Raw genomic sequence first — 17,203 nt, forward strand, 5'->3', positions numbered from 1 at the left:
GGATCAGGCCTCCTCGGGCATGTCGCGCATGAGCGAGACACGGCGCACGACGAATGTGCTGAACAGAACGACGAAGGTGAGGATGGCCGCCAGAACGGGCCACTTCTCCCCCCAACTCGATCCGTCGAATCCGGGCGCGACCGGAGAATTCCATCCACCGCAGAAAGCGAGCGCAGCGGTTGGAGAGGCGAGCATGAGGGCCAGTGCGAAGAAAACGGTTCTCATTCCTTGGGTTCCTTCTGCGCGCGGGCGCGGCGAAATATCTTGATCGACAGGAACCCGGTCATCGCCATCACTGAACCCAACACAAGGAGCAGGACCGGCCATTTACGGAGCCAATCATCCGCGCCGAAGCCTTCCCCAACCCCGCCGGCAGCGGCAAGAGCCGTAACAGGCGTCAGGCACAGGAATAGTGCGATCCGATATTTCAATGTGACCTCCGGCAAACTGCTCACCTTTCCGTTACCAATAGCCGCACCTGTGCCAGTCGCGAAGTGAAATGCGCTTTGAGCGAAAAATTTCCGATCCTTGGCACGCCGTCGCACAACCTCGGGAGGGAGCCTTGTGATCCGGCACGGGCTTTGACATGACCGCCTCATGTCGGACCTTCTCAACCTGATCGGTCGTCTTCTCATCGCGCTCCTGTTCTTCGGAGGCGCGATTCAGAAGATTGGCGATCCCGCCCCTGTGGTCGAGATGATTACGGGTATCGGGCTCCCGGGCTGGCTGATCTGGCCGGTCGCGGCCTTCAACCTGGTCGCTTCCGTCGCGCTCATCACCGGGCCCGGCATACGTTTCTGGGCACTGGCGCTGGCGGGCTACTGCATCTTCACCAGTTACTTCCACTTCCAGCTTCGCGCGGACCCGTGGCAGGTGACGATCATGGTCAAGAACTGGGCCATCGCCGGGGGTCTCTTGATCCTTGCGGCGCAGGGTCCGGGAGAGACCGGACTCGGGCGCAGACGTGCCGCCAAGACCGGGTTTCAACCCGACCAGAAATAGGCGAAGGGCCGCCATTCACGCCGCGTTGCGTTGTCGCAGAGCCGCGCACGCCCTACATCTTTAACAATTAAGGGTTGTCCGGTGGGGGTTTTCCGTGACGCAAGACGAAAAGACGGCGCGCCCGGTTGAGCGCGAGGGGACGCGCTATGCGCGTGAATTGACCGGCCACCTGACCTGGCTCGACAGCTTTACCGGCGTGGCGCTCGGCGTACTCGCGGCGGCCTCCGGGATCTATACCTACCTCGGGGTCCGATCATTGCTTGACGACAGCGGGGCGTGGACGACCTTTGCCGCGCTGTCCTATTCGCTTGCGGTCTCCGTCGGGATCTTCGTCTTCTGGTCCTACATGATGCGCCTCTTGCCCGCGATGCGTACCGCCGCTTCGCGGATCGGGCTCATGCTGTCGATGGCGCTCGGGTCACTCGCGATCGTGGCGATGTCGTCCTGGCTGAACGCGGCAGCGCTCGCAGGCGCGGCTGCGGTGGAGCAGCACCTTGCCCACACGGTGCAGGACTACCAGACCGCCCTGGAACGCGCCCATTCCAAGACAATCGCCGGTCAGGCGCTCGAACGTGATGTGGCGCGTGCGCGCGAGACGTTCGAGGACCTCTCGGCGCAGGAGGACAACGGCAATCTCTCGGGCCTGCCGGGACGGGGCGCGGTCTTCCGCGTGCTCACCCAGAAATCCGCCGAACTCACCGGGTTGGAGGCCCAGATCGCGGCGCAGGATCAGGCCGTCGAAGAGGCATTCCAACAGGGCAACGCCGTTCTGAGCCGGATGCGGGCACTGACCGTGGAACCGGGCGCGGTGGAGGGCCGTTCGGTCCGGTTCGCGGAAGAGGCCGTGCGCCTGTCCGGCCTGATCGCCGAGCTGCGTCAGCTCAACGTCGCGCCGCTCGTCGCGCGCGCGGCTGCGGATCTGCGCGACAGCGTCGTGCTTCCCGATCTCGACGCGAGTTCCGCCGCAGGGCGTGCGAGCCAGCAATCGACCATCGAAAGTGTCATGAATCTGCTGGCCGACCGGGCCTCGACGCTTGAGACGGCGGCGGCCGAGGTCTCTGCGCTGCCCGATGCGCAGGAGATCGAGTATACGCCGTTGTCGGCCGCCGATGCCGTGATCCGTTATGCGGGCAATTTCGTGCCCTCTTGGGCCGGGGCCATCGCCATCGACCTGTTGCCTGCCGTTCTGGTTTTCGTGCTCATGGTGACCCATGCAGCGATCCGGCAAGGGCGCGGGGTCCAGAGCATCGAGGATACCATGACAGTGGCCGAGATGCGCGCAGCGCTGGATGCCGCGCGGGCGCTCGACCTGGCACACGGCACGCCCGACCCGACGCCCCCGGACCGCGAGGACGACAAACGCCACGTTCGGGCTGTCGACTGAGATGGCCGAGACGTCCCAGCCCGGTCCACAAGGAATCCGCCGCGCAATCGCGGCCATCGTTGGCGTGCAGGTGGCCATCGCCGCAGCGCTGCTCATCACCGATCTGGCGGGCAGCATGCCCCGGATAGATCCGCTGACCAGCCCGGGACCGTCCGGACCCTCGACCCGCCCCTATTCGCCCGACCGCGCACCCGCGACACGACCGGGGCAGACGCCCGAAACCGGGCCGATGCCGGAGCGGCTGGAGATTTCGGGAAACGGGGCCACGGTCACGCTCACCGGACAGATCGCTCCGGGTGACGGTGCGCGGATCGGTCAGGATCTTGCCACCCGCGCGGGTGCCGGTCAGGTCGTGGAAACCGTGCAACTGGACAGCACGGGCGGTTCCGTCTCGGACGCGCTGGAAATCGGCGAGGTGATCCGGGATTCCAGCATCGCCACCATTGTCGGCGACGGTGCGGTCTGCCTCTCCGCGTGCCCCTATATTTTCGCGGGGGGCGTGGAGCGCAGCGTCACATCCACCGGGCGGCTTGGCGTTCACCAGCACTATTTCGGCGAAAGCACCATCCTCCCCGCCTTCATGGCGGTGGAGGACGTTCAGCGAGGGCAGGCCGAAGTGATGGCCTATCTGGCCCGCATGGGGATCGGGCTGGGAATCATGGAACACGCCATGCGCACCCCGCCAGACCGCATCTACCTTCTCTCACCCGAAGAGCTGGACGAATACGGTTTCGTCACCGAGTGACGGCTCACAAGCAGGCGGACCGGGCGACTTCACGCAGAAGGGTGCTCATCGTGTCACGGGCCAGGCCCTTGTGGTTCACGCCCGCGACCTGTTCGAATTTGTCCGCGGGCACCCGCCTGAACACGTGCCACCATACCGAGCGTGTAGCGCATCGACGTTTGCAGGCCGCAGAGGCCCTTTTCCTCTACGAAGAGGTCAAAGCTCTCGCCCTCGGGCGATTTCACCGGGGTCACACCCGCGGGCGTCATTCCGGGGATCGTCTCGACGTTGTGGCCGAAGCCGGCTTCGACGAAAGGGATTGTGTCGCATGACTGCGCCTCGATGAGGGGGATAGCGCGTCGGTCCACCAAATGCTTCGGACTCAAGGTCACCGGTGATGCGACGACCCGCCCCGGTCAGTCGGAACCAGCATAGGTGTCGGCCTTCACCGCGCCCCGTTCACCCAAGGGCTGCGACTCGCCCGCTGTGGTGTCGCGATGGCGCTGCGCTTCGATTTCGGCATTGAGTTCCGCACCGATCAGGACCACGAAGGCCGAGAGCCAAAGCCACAGGAGCAGGACGATGGCGCCCGCGAGTGCGCCGAAGCTCTCCTGATAGCTGCCGAAATTCTCGACATAGATCGCAAAGCCCGCCGAGGCGACGATCCACATCACGCAAGCCACCAGAGTACCGGGGAGGACGTAGGACCAGCGGGCCTTTGCCCGGTCCGGACCGAAGCGGTAAAGGACCGAGAATGCGCCGATGGTCAGCACGAACAGGGCAGCCCATTGACCAGCGAGCGCAATGGTCTTGCCGACCTCGCCAAGCGGCAGGAGGTTCATGATCGCAGGGAATACCAGCACGACGCCCAGCGCCACGACGACACCAATGACGAGGAAGGCGGTGAGCGACAGGACAGTCAGCCGTTCGCGGATAAAGCCGCGCTGCTCCCGCTCGGCATAAGCCACATTGAGGCCCGCGACGAGGTTGGTGACGCCTTTCGACGCAGAATAGATAGCCAGAAGCAGGCCAAGCAGCGCCGCGAGTCCCAGCCCGCCGTCCTGCGACCCGGCGACCGACGTGGCCTGATCCGTGATGATGCTTGCCGCGCCATCGGGCAGAACATCCGAGAAGCGGTCGATGGGGCCCGTGATCTCGGCCGGCGCGAAGAACAGGCCCCCGATGGCGATGATGGCCGTGATCGCGGGAAAGAGCGCGAGCAGGCCGAAAAACGCGACGCCCGCAGCAGTCAGGCTGATCCGGTCTTCCTGAATCCGCTTGAAGACGCGCACGGCTATTGCGCGGCGCTCGCCCCAGTCGAACGTGCGGGTTGAGGAGTGAACGTGCGTGGCTTCGGCCATGAATCCTTCGCTGCCTTGCGTCCAGACATTCGGACGGCGCAGCAAGCGCTGTCCATTTCCTCAACCGGGGGTCCCGGCTTTTGTTCCGGACTCGGGCCCCGGAAACTTCGCCCGCGTGCGATTGGCGAAGGCGACGAGCGACAGCATGACCGGGACTTCCACCAGCACGCCGACGACGGTCGCCAAAGCTGCGCCCGAGTTCAGGCCGAAGAGGCTGATCGCCACGGCAACCGCCAGTTCGAAGAAATTCGACGTGCCGATAAGCGCACAGGGGGCCGCAATACGGTGAGGAACTTTGAGAACGAAAGCCGCGCCATAGGCCAGCGCGAAAATGCCGTAACTCTGGATCAGGATCGGCACCGCGATGAGCACGATGGTCAGCGGTTTGGCGAGGATCGTTTCGCCCTGAAGCCCGAACAGGATCGCGACTGTCGCGATGAGGCCGACCACGGACCACGGTTTCACCCGGGCCGAGAACGCGTCGATGGCCACCTGCGTGCCGAGCCGGCGGCGCGTAAGAAGACCCGCGATGAGTGGCAGGAGGACGTAGAGAACGGTCGAAAGCACCAACGTCTCCCACGGCACCGACAGATCGGTGACGCCCAGCAGGAAAGCGACGATGGGCGCAAAGGCTACCACCATGATGAGGTCGTTGACCGAGACCTGCACCAGCGTATAGGTCGCATCACCTTTCGTGAGCTGCGACCAGACAAAGACCATCGCGGTGCAAGGCGCGGCCCCCAGCAGGATCAACCCCGCAATGTACTGCGCCGCATCCTCGGGCGCGATCAGGGGGGCGAACACATGGTCGAAAAACAGCACGGCCAGAAGCGCCATCGTGAAAGGCTTGATGAGCCAGTTCACCGTGAGTGTCACAATCAGCCCGCGCGGTTGTCGCGCGACACCTGCGACGGCGCCGAAATCCACCCCGACCATCATCGGATAGACCATCGCCCAGATCAGGACCGCCACGACAAGGTTGACACTCGCCACCTCGGCAACGGCGATCGCGCCAACGAGGCCTGGGGCAATCAGCCCGACGATCACCCCACCGATCATCGCCAGCAGAACCCAAAGGCTGAGGAATCGTTCGAATACGCTCATGTCGTGACCTCCTGCGGCGTCGCATCCAGCTTGCCCGATGTCAGCGCGGCAAGCGCCACCATGAGTGCGGCGGTTCCAAGGACAAGGGGCAGTCCGCCAATCTGATAGGTAAGGCCGGAGAAAAGCGTCCCGATTAGTCGTCCCCCGGCATTGGCCATGTAGTAAAAGCCCACATCCATCGTCACCCTCTCGGACTGCGTGAAGGCAAGGATGAGATAGGAGTGGAGCGAAGAGTTGACCGCGAAAACCACCCCGAACACGAGGAGCCCGATGACGAGCGTCACCGTGAGCCAGGTTTGCGGGTCCGGCGAGATCAACGTGGCGCCTGTCAGCGCGGCCGGCACAACGAAAAGCGCGCCGGCCCAGCCTCGGGCCGCGCGGATGAGTTCGCCTTCCGGGCGGATTGCGGCGCGCAGGATACGGGGGGCGGATGCCTGCACCGCGCCGTAGAGGATGATCCAGAGCGCCATGAAGGTGCCGATCATGAAGAACGCGGCCCGGTTGCCCGCCTCGGTACCGTCCGACAGGACAGCATAGAAATAGATCGGGATTCCCACGACGAACCAGACGTCGCGCGCGCCGAAGAGAAAGACCCGCGCTGCCGAGAGCCAGTTCACGTTGGCGGATTTCGAGAAAACTTCGGAAAACTTCGCCCCCTTGCGTCCGCGCGGCAGGCCCGACGGCATGGCGAGAACGACCGCGACCAGGATCACGGCCAGCACAATGGCCATCACCAGAACCGCCCAAACGAAGCCGAGCGTGGCGAGGAGTGCAGCGCCCAGCAGAAAGCCCAGTCCCTTCACCGCGTTCTTGGACCCGGTTAGAACCGCAACCCAGCGAAAGAGGCCCCCGCCCTCGGCCGGGGCGAGCAGTTTGACTGCCGATTTGGACGACATCTTCGACAGGTCTTTGGCCACACCCGACGCCCCCTGAACGCACATCACGAAAGCGACCGACGCGGCGATGGTCCAATTCGGGTCGAGCTGCGTGAGGGCGAGAAGCGCGGCCACTTGGATGGACAAGCCAGCATAGAGCGTCGACGTGAGGCCAAAGCGCGCGGCGATCCAGCCGGCGGTCAGGTTCGTGACCATCCCGGCGACTTCGTAGAGCACGAAGAGATAGGCCAACTGCACCGGGCTGAATCCGAGCGTATGGAAGTGCAGCAGGACAAGCATCCTGAGCGCCCCGTCCGTGAGCATGAAGGCCCAATAGGCTGCCGTCACGGCGATGTAGGCGGACAAGCCCTCGGGCCGTTCGCTCACAGCCCGCCCCCGACCATAAGTGCTACGTCCACGAGCCGGTGTGCATAGCCCATCTCATTGTCGTACCAGGCGTATACCTTCACCTGCGTTCCGTTCACGACCATCGTGGATGGGGCGTCGATGATGGATGAGCGTGTATCGTTGGTATAGTCGGTCGAGACGAGCGGCCGCTCCTCGTAGCCGAGGATGCCCTTGAGGGGGCCGTCCGCCGCAGCGGCCGCAAAGAGCGCGTTGACTTCTTGCGCGGTCGTCTCACGCTCTACCTCGAACACGCAATCGGTGAGCGACGCGTTCAGAAGCGGCACCCGCACAGCGTGACCGTTCAGCCGCCCCGCAAGCTCCGGATAGATCAGCGTGATCGCGGTGGCCGAGCCGGTCGTCGTCGGGATCAGGGAATTCAGGGCCGACCGCGCACGGCGGAGGTCCTTTGCAGGACGGTCAACGATGGTCTGCGTGTTGGTGACGTCGTGGATTGTCGTGATCGAGCCGTGACGGATGCCCAGGGATTCGTGGATTACCTTCACGACCGGGGCGAGGCAGTTGGTGGTGCAGGACGCTGCCGTCACGATGTCATGGGTTTGCGGATCGTATGTGTCGTCGTTCACGCCGATGACGATATTGGCAGTCGGCCCGTCCTTGACCGGTGCCGACACGACGACCTTCTTGACCCCAGCCTCGAAATAGGGGGCGAGTTTGGCTTCCGACTTGAACGCGCCTGTGCAGTCGATCACCACGTCGACACCTTCAAGCGGGAGCGCGTTCAGGTCGCGCGTGCCGATGAACGGGAGCCGAGTGCCATCGACCTTCACGCTGTCAGCGTCATGGGAAAATGCGGCGTCCCAACGTCCGTGAACCGTGTCGAACTCCAGAAGGTGCGCGTGCATTTCAGGGTCGCCCACCGCGTCGTTGATCCAGGCGATCTCGGCCCCGCGCTCCAGGAGCGGCTTCAGAGCCAGCTTGCCGATCCGTCCGAGCCCATTAAGTGCGTAGGTCGTCATGCGCTCTCTCCCGCGCCTTCACGGGCGATGTCGTCCACAGCGTTCTGAAGGGCGATGCGATCAAGCGCATCAATCGGAAGTGCCGCAAAAATCTCGATCCGCCGTTTCAGATCTCCATAGGCTTTCTGGAACGCGAGCGCCTTTTCCGCGGGTGTGCCAACTGATTTGACGGGATCGGGCATGCCCCAGTGTCCGTTGACCGGCTGCCCTTCCCAAGCTGGGCATTCCTCGTGCGCAGCCTGATTGCAGACCGTAAACACGAAATCCAGTCGCGGCGCGTCCGGGCCGGAGAATTCGGCGACATTCTTGGCCCGTAACGGTGCGATATCGTGCCCCTTGGAAGACAGCACCTCGAGCGCGAATGGGTTGAGCTCGGAGCTCGGGGTCGTTCCCGCCGAATAGGCAACGAAACGACCCCCCGCGATCTGTCGCAGCAAGGATTCAGCAAAGATGGACCGGGCAGAATTGCCGGTGCAGATGAAGAGCACGTTATACTTCTGGTCGGGCATCGGGGTGTCTCCCACGCGAAACGGTGTGCAAAGGTCCGGGCGGCCGCGGCAGCAGTCGGTAAGCAGGAAACCGAACATCTGTCGCACGCTCGCCATGTGGATCGAATAAAGAAGCGACGTGCCCGACCGTGTCTGCTCCACAAGACCCGCTCTCTGAAGCGCGGCCAGGTAGGCCGACATGGTGCTGGGCTTCACGTCCAAGGCCGACGAAAGCTCACCCGCCGGGACGCGATCGGGATACCGGCGCATCAGGAGCCGGAACACCGCGAGTCGCACGGGATGACCGAGAGTGGTCAACTGATCGGGAATCATCATTTCCATATTTCATGGATTATCGAAATAAAGCGCTCATGGCGAATGAAGATTTTGTAAAAATGTCATGCCGGACGGCCCGGCGTGTTCAGAACTGCGAACCCCAGCGCGGGTGCGCGTCGTCGATGACCAGAGGATGGGAGTGGCGACGATGCCCCTGCAAATGCGGATGATCTCGCGGCAGGTTCTTGTGCTCATGCTCTATTTCGACCGGATCGCCTACGGGCCAGAAACGCAAGGCGGCCACGATTCCGAGGGCCGCCAGCAGCGCGAGGCCCGAGAGGGCGGCGACCGGGCCCAAGGACGTCAGAAGCCAGCCGGACAGCGGATAGGTCACCAGCCAACATGCGTGCGATAGGGCGAACTGAGCGGCGAACACTGCCGGCCGGTCCTCCGAATGAGCAGAGCGGCGCAGGAGGCGACCGGAAGGCGTGAGCACTGCCGAGTAGCCAAGACCGACGATCAGCCATGTGACAAGAAGAAGGGGCCAAGTCAGTCGGGCAAAGAACACCACCCCGGCCAGAGCGAGCAGTCCGGCCACCATCGTCGCAGCCCCGGCCACCATGACGGGGCGGTCCGTCACACGGGCGAGAATGCGCGGCAAAGCAAGGGCGGCGACCATCGACCCAGCCCCGAAAGCGAACATCGTCCAGGCCAGGGCGGTTTCGCCCAATCCCAGCGTTCCGCGCACCAGCACGACGGAATTGACAAGCACCATTGCCCCGGCGCTTGCGGCGGCGAGATTCAGTGCCAGCAACCCACGCAGACGAGGCGTCGCAAGGTAGATGCGTATGCCACGGGTGGTTCGGTCATAGATCCCGCGCCGCGTCCCGGCTTTGGGGCCGGGAAACAGGACAGAAACGACGAGCAATGCGGACGCGATGAACCCCGCCGTGGTGCCGATGAACAACGTGCCGTAGCTCAGCACCGCCAGCAGGAGCGCGGCAAGGGTCGGGCTCACGATGTTCTCGAAGTCGTATGCGAGCCGGGACAGCGACAGCGCGCGGGTATATCGTTCTTCTTCAGGCAATACGTCCGGGATCGTCGCCTGAAACGTCGGGGTGAATGCGGCAGAAGACGACTGGAGCAGGAAGATCAGGACATAGACCTGCCAGACCTCAGTGACAAATGGCAGGCAGAGCGCGACCGCCGCGCGGATCAAATCGAGCGTGACGAGGAATACGCGCCGGTTCACCCGGTCGGCGAATGCCCCCGCGATGGGCGCGATGGTGACATAGGCCACCATCTTGATCGTGAAAACCGTGCCGAGAACGACCGAGGCCCGCTCGCCAGCGAGGTCGTAGGCAAGAAGGCCAAGCGCCACGGTGGCAAGCCCGGTGCCGAGCAGGGCCACGACCTGCGCAAGAAACAGGTGCCGGTAGGTGCGGTCGGCGAGAACGTCGAACATGAACCGACCATACAGCGAGCGCAGCGACCGCCCAAGCATCCGGCGATCACGGAATCGCGCCGCCTCCCGGCATAGAACTATTAAGAATTTTGGTCAGTTCTCCGAGACGACTGCGTTGCGAAGGACGCCTATGCCTTCCACCTCGACCTCACAGACATCGCCGGGCTTCATGTAGACCTGCGGGTCGCGCCCCATTCCGACGCCAGCGGGTGTTCCCGTCACGATCAGGTCGCCCGGCTCAAGTGTCATCCCGAGGCTGAGTTTGGACACGAGGTCCGCCACGTCGAAGATCATGTCATCGGTGGAACCGTCCTGAAGCGTCGCGCCATTAAGGCGGGTCGACACCTTCAGGCCCTTCGCCCCGGCGGGCAATTCATCCGAGGTCACGAAGTACGGCCCCATTGCACCGGTGGAGTCGAAGTTCTTACCGATGGTCCACTGGTTCGTCTGCATCTGGTAATCGCGGATCGAGCCGTCATTGAAGATCGTGTAGCCCGCGACGTGATCCAGCGCATCCGCTCGGGAAATTGCCCGCCCGCGCTTGCCGATCACCGCGACCAACTCGCCTTCGTAGTCGAACTGGTCCGAAGCATCCGGTTTCACGAGGTTGCCGCCGTGGGGCACGCAATTGCCATTGAAACGCACGAAGACCGTTGGGAAAGGCGGCACCTCCATCCGGGTCTCCTGCGCATGGTCGGCGTAGTTCAGGCCGACGCAGAGCAGCTTGGCCGCGCGATGAAATGGCAGGTCGGCCATCACGGCCTCGGCGTCGATCAGGTCGCCCGCTTCGAGCGCACGCGCGGCCCCTGCGAAATCGCCGCTCCGCACGATATCGTCGAGGCTTCCGGGGTAGCCCGCTGTATCATCCAGCAAACCGCGAAAACCGTCTTCGGTTTTCACGGCCAGTCCGCGCTTGCCGTTGTCGATGTAGCTCAGAAAACGCATGGATCCGTTTCTCCTTGACCGTGACTGAGCCAAGAAACCATTTCAGCCCAAGCGATTGCAAGGCACTCACGTCCGTACGGCCCCGAAATTTCGCTGTCAGGCAGTTTCGGCCGACAACCACTGGCGGAAAGCCTGGAGCGGCGCGTGGTCATCCTTGTCGGGTGGCCAGACCAGCCAATAGGCACCGCGCACCGGAACGGCCTGCCGAAGCACCGGGACAAGGCGTCCCTCTGCAATCTCGATCTGAGCGAGGTAGTCGGGCAGGAGCGCGATGCCGAGCCCGGAAATCGCCGCCTGGATCATCATTGAGAACTGGTCCACCAGCATGCCGCCCGCGCCGGATGCCGTGCCTCCCTGCCCTTCGAACCAGTCGGCCCAGACCGTCGGCCGACTCTCCAGATGGAGCATTGGCACATCGTCGAGATCCTCCAGTCGGTCGAGACGGCGTGATGCGGCAAATGCCGGTGACACGCAGGCCGTCACGGTCTCGTCGAAAAGCTTGAGGTGTCGCGCGCCCTCCCAGTCCCGCTGGCCGTAGTAAATCGCGGCGTCGAACACCTCGCCTGCGAAATCGAACCTGCCGATACGGGTCGACATGTTCACGGCCACACCGGGATGGGCGTTCAGAAACGCACCAAGACGCGGACCCAGCCACCGGGTCGCGAAGGTGGGCAGCACGGCCAGCGACAGTGTGCCGCCCTCGGGATTGGTCACGACAGACATCGAAGCCCGCTGGATCATGTCCAGCGCCCGTGAGACGTCTCGCTGATAGCTGATCGCGGCGGCATTGGGAACGAGCCGCCGACGCTCTCGGGTGAAGAGTTCCTTGCCCAGTTGTTCTTCAAGAGTCAGGATCAACCGGCTGACCGTGCTCTGTGTGAGGCTCAGTTCGCCGGCCGCAGCGGTGACTGAGCGATGGCGCACCACGGCGTCGAACGCCAACAGGAGCTTGATCGACGGGAGAAAGCGTCTTTGCCGCAATTCATTCATTCCATGCATGGATTGATGCAAAAATAGAGCTTTTATCCCACCCTTTCCATTCATAGTTTCGCTGAAATCTGAATCCGACCGGTCGACATGGAGGAGACCCGCAATGTCCGCAACATCCCACAAAGGTGGTTCGTTCAATTGGGCCGATCCCTTTCTGCTCGAAGATCAGCTGACCGATGAGGAGCGCATGATCTCGCAAACCGCGCGCAGCTTCGCGCAGGATCGCCTGATGTCGCGTGTCGAAGAAGCGTATCTCGAGGAAAAGACCGACCCCGAAATCTTTCGCGAAATGGGCGAGATGGGCCTGCTGGGTGTGACAGTGCCGGAGGAATACGGCGGCGTCGGCGCTTCTTATGTGTCCTACGGGCTGGTGGCGCGGGAGGTTGAACGGGTGGACAGCGGTTACCGCTCGATGATGTCGGTGCAGAGTTCGCTCGTGATGTTCCCGATCTACGCCTACGGCTCGGAAGAGCAGAAACAGAAGTACCTGCCCAAGCTTGCCAGCGGCGAATTCATCGGCTGTTTCGGTCTGACCGAGCCCGATGCCGGTTCGGACCCTGGCGGCATGAAGACCCGCGCGACCAAGACCGATGGCGGTTACGTCCTCAACGGGTCCAAGATGTGGATTTCGAACGCGCCGATCGCCGATGTCTTCGTGGTTTGGGCCAAATCCGACGCCCATGACGGCAAGGTGCGCGGCTTCGTGCTCGAAAAGGGTATGAAGGGCCTGACCGCGCCCAAGATCGGCGGCAAACTCAGCCTGCGGGCGTCGATTACCGGCGAAATCGTGATGGACAATGTCGAGGTCGGGGAAGATGCGCTTTTGCCCAACGTTCAGGGCATGGGCGGTCCCTTCGGATGCCTCAACCGCGCGCGTTACGGCATATCCTGGGGCGTCATGGGGTCCGCCGAGGATTGCCTGCATCGGTCGCGGCAGTATGGGCTGGACCGTCACCAGTTCAACCGCCCCCTCGCCGCGACACAGCTTTACCAGAAGAAGCTCGCAGACATGGAGACCGAGATCGCGCTCGGGCTCCAGGCAGCGCTGAGGGTCGGACGTCTGATGGACGAAAACAAGTTCGCCCCGGAGATGATTTCGCTCATCAAACGCAACAACTGCGGCAAGGCGCTCGACATCGCGCGGATGGCCCGCGACATGCACGGCGGTAACGGAATTCAGGTCGGCTACCATGTGATGCGCCATGCCCAGAATCTCGAGACGGTGAATACCTACGAAGGCACGCATGATGTCCACGCCCTGATCCTTGGCCGCGCAATCACCGACATTCAGGCGTTTGGCTGAGCGGGCCGCGATGGACACCGCTGCACCGCTCAAGGGCCTCAAGGTCGTCGAACTGGCGCGCATTCTGGCCGGTCCGTGGATCGGTCAGACGTTGGCGGACCTGGGGGCCGAGGTTATCAAGGTGGAAAGCCCCGAGGGTGACGACACCCGGCGCTGGGGTCCGCCCTTTGTGGAACGCCCTTTGCCTGAAGGTGGCTCTGAAACGGTCGCCGCTTATTTTCAGTGCGCCAACCGCGGCAAGCGCTCAGTCACCTGCGATTTCGCGAGCCCTGACGATCTGGAACGCCTCAAGTCGCTGATCGCTGAGGCGGACATTCTGGTCGAGAATTTCAAGGTCGGAGGTCTGGCCAAGTACGGGCTTGATTACGAGAGCATCGCCGCGCTGAACCCCGGCTTGATCTACGCTTCGGTGACGGGCTTCGGGCAGGACGGGCCGCGCGCGTCGCAGCCGGGCTACGATTTCCTGATCCAGGGCATGTGCGGGATCATGGATCTGACAGGTCCGCCGGACGGCGAACCGCAGAAGGTCGGCGTGGCCTGGATCGACATTTTTACCGGCTTGTACGGCGTTATCGGGATTCAGGCGGCACTGGCCGAACGGGCCCGTTCAGGCAAGGGTCAACACGTTGACCTTTCGCTTCTGGATTGCGGGGTCTCCGTGCTCGCAAACCAGGCGACCAACTATCTGTTGGGAGGTTTGGTGCCATCGCGACTTGGCAATGCCCACCCGAATATCGTTCCATATCAGGTGTTTCCGTCAGCGGACGGCCACCTCATCATCGCCTGCGGCAACGACAGGCAGTTTCGCGCGCTCGTCACCCTGTTCGGACAACCGGAGCTCGCGGACGATACCCGCTATTCCACAAATGCAGCGCGTGTCGAGAACCGCGAAACCCTCTGCGATCTTCTGGCCGATCACACTCGGACGATTGGCAAGGCCGAACTTATCGAACGGCTTGAGGCGGTCGGTGTCCCCGGCGGGCCGATTAATACGGTGGCCGAGGCGCTGACCGACCCACAGATCCTGTCGCGCGAACTGCGTATTCACCCCGAGGGGATCGAGGGCCTGAGAACGCCGATCCGCTTTTCGCGCAGCGACATGACGCTCGACAGCGCCGCACCGGGCCTCGGCTCCGGCGCTTGGGGATTCATGACCGGCTCAGAGGACTAGCGGCCGACAAAGGTTGCGCAAAGCCACAACAGATCAGAAATCCAGATTCTCCACGTTCATCGCGTTCTGCTGGATGAACTCGCGGCGGGGTTCCACGACGTCTCCCATGAGTTTGGTGAAAAGGTCGTCTGCGTCGGCGAGGTCTTCGACCTTGACCTGGAGGAGCGTCCGCGCCTCGGGGTCCAGGGTGGTTTCCCATAGCTGGTCTGGGTTCATTTCACCCAGCCCCTTGTAGCGTTGCAGCGACAGGCCCTTTTCGCCCTCGGTAAGGATCGCCTGAAACAGGTCGGTCGGGCCATAGATGGCCTGGTCGCGGTCCTTGCGGACGAGTGAGGACGGGTCGCGGTAGACGTCGCGGCTGTCCGCCGACACCTGGCTCAGACGCCGCGCCTCTCCGGAGCGAAGGACGGCGCCGTCGAGGGTGCGGATTTCCTCAACCCCGCGCAGGACGCGGGAAAGGCGGATACCGTGGTCCTGCGTGATGCGGCCGTTCCAACCCTTCTCGTATTCCACCGCGACGAGGTCGAGCCGTTCCGCCACGCGGTCGGCCACGGTCTGCAGGTCCCCGTCCGCAGCGCCGGGGTCGAAGGCGCCGGCAAGCGCGGCCTGTTCTAGGATGTTGCGCGGGTAGTGCGTCGGGAAAGCGTCCAGAACGCGTTTGAACGTGCGCGCGCCCTCGATGACGCGGGTAAGGTCGGGCCCCGCGATCTCTTCGCCGGACTTGAGCCGGAGAACGGCCCCGTCGACACCCTGGGTGATGAGGTAGTCCTCAAGCGCCGGCACGTCCTTGATATAGACCTCAGACCGTCCCCGCGCGACTTTGTAGAGCGGCGGTTGGGCGATGTAGAGGTATCCGCCCTCGATGATCTCGGGCATCTGGCGATAGAAGAACGTCAGAAGCAGTGTGCGGATGTGCGCGCCGTCGACGTCGGCGTCCGTCATGATGACGATCTTGTGGTAACGCAGCTTTTCGATGTCGAATTCGTCGCGCCCGATCCCTGTGCCCAAAGCGGTTATGAGCGTTCCCACGGTTTCAGAGCCGAGCATACGGTCGAACCGGGCCCGTTCCACGTTCAGGATCTTGCCCCGGAGCGGCAGAACCGCCTGATTGTGGCGCGAGCGGCCCTGTTTGGCCGATCCGCCAGCAGAGTCACCCTCGACAATGAAAATCTCGCGCTTGGCGGGGTCGCGTTCCTGGCAGTCCGCCAGTTTGCCCGGAAGGCTCGCGACATCGTGCGACGCTTTCTTGCGTGTCAGTTCGCGGGCTTTGCGCGCTGCCTCGCGCGCCAGAGCGGCCTCGACGATCTTGCCGACGATCATCTTGGCCTCGTTCGGGTGTTCTTCGAACCAGTCCGCGAGTCGTTCGTTCATCAGGCTTTCGACTGCCGGACGCACCTCGGACGAGACGAGCTTGTCCTTGGTCTGGGACGAGAACTTGGGGTCGGGCACTTTCACCGAAAGCACACAAGTCAGCCCCTCGCGCGCGTCGTCGCCGGTAAAGGCGACCTTTTCCTTTTTCGCGAGACCCGAGGAGTTGGCGTAGAGGTTCATGGTCCGCGTCAGCGCCCCCCTGAAACCCGCCATATGCGTACCGCCGTCGCGCTGGGGAATGTTGTTGGTGAAAGGCAGAACCATCTCGTTGTAGCTGTCGTTCCACCACATCGCGACTTCGATGGTGATGTCATCGCGCTCGCCGGTGATGAAGATCGGCTCCTCGATCATCGGCGTCTTGTGCCGGTCGAGGTATTTCACGAATTCCTTCACCCCGCCCTCGTAGAACAGCTCGGTCTCCAGCGGCTCGGCCGGGCGTTCGTCGCGCAGGATGATGCGCACGCCGGAGTTCAGAAAGGCGAGCTCGCGCAGCCGGTTTTCCAGCGTCTTGAAGCTGTAATCGAGGTTGGAAAACGTGTTGGTCGAGGCGAGAAAGCGGACCTCGGTCCCGGTTTCGCCCTCGGCGTCACCGATCACCTTGAGATGCTCGACGGTCTCACCATTTTCGAACCGTGCCGCGTGCTTCTTGCCCGCGCGCCAGACCGTGAGTTCCAGCCAGTTCGACAGTGCGTTCACCACAGAGACGCCAACGCCGTGAAGGCCACCGGATACCTTGTAGGAATTCGAGTCGAATTTCCCGCCAGCATGCAGCTGGGTCATGATCACCTCGGCCGCCGAGACGCCCTCCTCCTGGTGGATGTCGACCGGAATTCCGCGACCGTTATCACGCACGGATACGCTGTTATCCGCGTGCAAGGTGACGTTCACGAAGTCCGCATGCCCCGCCAGAGCCTCATCAATCCCGTTATCGACAACCTCATAGACCATATGGTGCAGACCGCTGCCGTCGTCAGTGTCGCCGATGTACATACCGGGACGTTTGCGAACTGCCTCCAAGCCCTTGAGAACCTTGATGGAATCTGCGCCGTAATCTGAGTTGTTCTGCACGTCGTCGGCCATGAGAGCCTTCCTGTTTTTTTGTTGACTGTTTTTAGCTTTTTCCACGGGGAATGTCACGCGAAGGACACGATAATTAGCGTTGCATCCGAGGCTTTTGCCCGGGGATTTTCACAGCTTCGACAACCCTGCGACGCGAGTGGGTGAGACACACTCCATACAGCCCAAAGGAGGTGATGAAATGCACGCATGGCGGCCAGTTCTTTTTTCAGTCTGTATCGGGCTTGGCGTCGGGTTCTTGACGCACCCCATCATGGCGCCACTGATGGCTCTCATCATCGC

At 63.0% G+C, this 17,203-nt stretch carries 16 protein-coding genes; 5 read left to right on the forward strand and 11 right to left on the reverse strand.

Annotation, left to right across the window (positions count from 1 at the left end):
* Positions 1-3 precede the first annotated feature (3 nt).
* Together B2585_RS01260 and B2585_RS01265 are read right to left on the reverse strand one after the other, a co-directional pair.
* Positions 4-225 (reverse strand): hypothetical protein, encoded by a 222-nt coding sequence (locus B2585_RS01260; RefSeq protein WP_292019196.1) that lies wholly within the window; start codon positions 223-225, stop codon positions 4-6.
* On the reverse strand, positions 222-446 hold the full coding sequence (locus B2585_RS01265) for a hypothetical protein (protein WP_292019197.1): 225 nt from the start codon (positions 444-446) through the stop codon (positions 222-224). The genes B2585_RS01260 and B2585_RS01265 overlap by 4 nt, the downstream gene beginning before the upstream one ends.
* Before the next feature lie 151 nt (positions 447-597).
* On the opposite strand from B2585_RS01265, the gene B2585_RS01270 reads away from it, so the two are divergent.
* From B2585_RS01270 to B2585_RS01280, 3 genes are all read left to right on the forward strand, one after another.
* On the forward strand, positions 598-1,002 hold the full coding sequence (locus B2585_RS01270; RefSeq protein ID WP_292019198.1) for a DoxX family protein: 405 nt from the start codon (positions 598-600) through the stop codon (positions 1,000-1,002).
* Positions 1,003-1,096: 94 nt separating this feature from the next.
* On the forward strand, positions 1,097-2,386 hold the full coding sequence (locus tag B2585_RS01275; protein ID WP_292019199.1) for a hypothetical protein: 1,290 nt from the start codon (positions 1,097-1,099) through the stop codon (positions 2,384-2,386).
* Position 2,387: 1 nt separating this feature from the next.
* The gene (locus B2585_RS01280) at positions 2,388-3,131 is read left to right on the forward strand and encodes a hypothetical protein (protein WP_292019200.1); all 744 of its coding nucleotides are present in this window, start codon (positions 2,388-2,390) and stop codon (positions 3,129-3,131) included.
* Between the two features lie 395 nt (positions 3,132-3,526).
* Here B2585_RS01280 and B2585_RS01285 read toward each other — a convergent pair whose 3' ends face one another.
* The 8 genes from B2585_RS01285 to B2585_RS01320 all read right to left on the reverse strand — a co-directional run bounded on the left by B2585_RS01285 (position 3,527) and on the right by B2585_RS01320 (position 12,008).
* Complete coding sequence (locus B2585_RS01285; RefSeq protein WP_292019201.1) at positions 3,527-4,471, reverse strand: YihY/virulence factor BrkB family protein; 945 nt, start codon at positions 4,469-4,471, stop codon at positions 3,527-3,529.
* 60 nt (positions 4,472-4,531) lie between these two features.
* Positions 4,532-5,575, reverse strand: a complete 1,044-nt coding sequence (gene arsB, locus B2585_RS01290) for an ACR3 family arsenite efflux transporter (protein ID WP_292019202.1) — start codon at positions 5,573-5,575, stop codon at positions 4,532-4,534.
* Complete coding sequence (arsJ, locus tag B2585_RS01295; RefSeq protein WP_292019203.1) at positions 5,572-6,837, reverse strand: organoarsenical effux MFS transporter ArsJ; 1,266 nt, start codon at positions 6,835-6,837, stop codon at positions 5,572-5,574. The genes arsB and arsJ overlap by 4 nt, the downstream gene beginning before the upstream one ends.
* Positions 6,834-7,835 (reverse strand): ArsJ-associated glyceraldehyde-3-phosphate dehydrogenase, encoded by a 1,002-nt coding sequence (locus B2585_RS01300; protein ID WP_292019204.1) that lies wholly within the window; start codon positions 7,833-7,835, stop codon positions 6,834-6,836. Before B2585_RS01300 ends, arsJ begins: the two co-directional genes overlap by 4 nt.
* Positions 7,832-8,665 (reverse strand): helix-turn-helix domain-containing protein, encoded by an 834-nt coding sequence (locus B2585_RS01305; RefSeq protein ID WP_292019205.1) that lies wholly within the window; start codon positions 8,663-8,665, stop codon positions 7,832-7,834. Before B2585_RS01305 ends, B2585_RS01300 begins: the two co-directional genes overlap by 4 nt.
* A gap of 79 nt (positions 8,666-8,744) precedes the next feature.
* Entirely contained in the window at positions 8,745-10,064 is a 1,320-nt protein-coding gene (locus tag B2585_RS01310) for an MFS transporter (RefSeq protein WP_292019206.1), read from the reverse strand.
* A gap of 93 nt (positions 10,065-10,157) precedes the next feature.
* A complete protein-coding gene (locus B2585_RS01315; protein WP_292019207.1) occupies positions 10,158-11,009 on the reverse strand; it encodes a fumarylacetoacetate hydrolase family protein in 852 nt (283 codons plus the stop codon).
* A 96-nt stretch (positions 11,010-11,105) separates the two neighbouring features.
* Positions 11,106-12,008, reverse strand: coding sequence for a LysR family transcriptional regulator (locus tag B2585_RS01320; protein ID WP_292019208.1), 903 nt, complete (start codon positions 12,006-12,008; stop codon positions 11,106-11,108).
* 94 nt (positions 12,009-12,102) lie between these two features.
* Between B2585_RS01320 and B2585_RS01325 the strand changes: the two genes are divergently transcribed.
* On the forward strand, positions 12,103-13,302 hold the full coding sequence (locus B2585_RS01325) for an acyl-CoA dehydrogenase (RefSeq protein ID WP_292019209.1): 1,200 nt from the start codon (positions 12,103-12,105) through the stop codon (positions 13,300-13,302).
* Positions 13,303-13,312: 10 nt separating this feature from the next.
* Positions 13,313-14,473, forward strand: a complete 1,161-nt coding sequence (locus tag B2585_RS01330; protein WP_292019210.1) for a CaiB/BaiF CoA transferase family protein — start codon at positions 13,313-13,315, stop codon at positions 14,471-14,473.
* Positions 14,474-14,506: 33 nt separating this feature from the next.
* Here B2585_RS01330 and gyrB read toward each other — a convergent pair whose 3' ends face one another.
* A complete protein-coding gene (gene gyrB, locus B2585_RS01335; protein ID WP_292019211.1) occupies positions 14,507-16,924 on the reverse strand; it encodes a DNA topoisomerase (ATP-hydrolyzing) subunit B in 2,418 nt (805 codons plus the stop codon).
* Positions 16,925-17,203 lie beyond the last annotated feature (279 nt).

This window comes from Maritimibacter sp. UBA3975 (genome assembly GCF_002384975.1).
GTDB lineage: Bacteria > Pseudomonadota > Alphaproteobacteria > Rhodobacterales > Rhodobacteraceae > Maritimibacter.